Raw genomic sequence first — 1,336 nt, forward strand, 5'->3', positions numbered from 1 at the left:
GCCTTCGCCCTCGTCCTTGCCGCGGCCGAAACCGAGCAGGACCGAGGCCACCGCGAAGGACACCGCGGTCGCGGCGAAGATCCCGGCCAGCACCCCGAACCAGCCACCCTTGGGCGTCACCGCCAGGTAGGCGAAGATACTGCCCGGCGAGGCCGCCGACACCAGACCCGCACCGGTCATGATGAAGACCAGGATGCCGGTGGCGCCACCGGCGATGACCGCCAGGATCAGCCGGGGCTTCATCAGCACATACGGGAAGTAGATCTCATGGATCCCGCCCAGGAAGTGAATGATGATCGCCGCCGGGGTGCTGGGACGCAGCAGACGCGGCCCGAAGAACATGTAGGCCAGCAACAACCCCAGGCCCGGGCCGGGGTTGGACTCCAGCATGAACAGGATCGACTTACCGAACTGGGTCACCTCGTTGGCGCCCAGCGGGGTCAGCACCCCGTGATTGATCGCGTTGTTGAGGAACAACACCTTGGCCGGCTCGATCAGGATCGAGGCCAGCGGCAGCAGGTTGGACTCCACCAGCCAGCCCACCGCGTTGCCGGCCGCGGTGGTGACCGCCGAGACGACCGGGCCGATGCCCCACACACCCACCAGGGCCATCGCGCCGCCGACGATACCGGCGCTGAAGTTGTCGACCAGCATCTCAAAGCCGGCCTTGATCCGGTCGGCGAGGAAGGCGTCGATGAGCTTGATCAGGAACGCCGCCAGCGGCCCCATGATCATCGCGCCGAGGAACATCGGGTTCTCCGCGCCCACCACGACACCCATGGTGGCCACCGCGCCGACCACCGCACCCCGCTGGCCATGGACCATCCGCCCGCCGGTATAACCGATCAGGACGGGCAGCAGCGTGGTGATCATCGGCCCGACCAGAGCCGCCAGGCTCTCGTTCGGCAGCCAGCCGGTCGGGATGAACAAGGCGGTGATCAGACCCCAGGCGATGAACGCCCCGATGTTCGGCATGATCATCCCGGCCAGATACCCGCCGAAACGCTGGATCTTCGCTTTCACCCCGGTTCCGGTGATGGTGGGGGTGTATTCGCTCATGTGATTGTGCTCCTTCCGGGGCGGCCGGCCCCCAAGGAAAAGAGGGGAGACCGGCCAGGGGGGTGGATCCGCGCCGCTGTCAGCCCCCGGACCGCAGCGGCAGGGTGGGATCGGCGGCGATGACACGCACGTCATCACGCCGAATGTCATCAGGGCCGGGCATCCGGCTGCCCGGCAGCCCGACCGCGGCGGTCGCCCAGGCCAGCGCCTCGACCAACGCCTCCTGCCCGCACGCGCCGGCGGCCAGGAACCCCGCCAGCATCGCGTCACCGGCACC

1 protein-coding gene and 1 pseudogene are annotated in these 1,336 nt (G+C 68.3%); both read right to left on the bottom strand.

Annotated elements, in window-relative coordinates; all coding sequences use genetic code 11:
• A partial coding sequence (mtlA, locus tag AB0K21_RS44670) for a mannitol-specific PTS transporter subunit IIC (RefSeq protein WP_364159316.1) occupies window positions 1-1,059 on the bottom strand: 1,059 nt, incomplete at its 3' end.
• A gap of 79 nt (window positions 1,060-1,138) precedes the next feature.
• A pseudogene (locus AB0K21_RS44675) lies at window positions 1,139-1,336 on the bottom strand (1-phosphofructokinase); the annotation flags it as partial.

It is taken from the genome of Streptosporangium sp. NPDC049248, assembly GCF_040678965.1.
Classification (GTDB): Bacteria; Actinomycetota; Actinomycetes; order Streptosporangiales; family Streptosporangiaceae; genus Streptosporangium; species Streptosporangium fukuiense.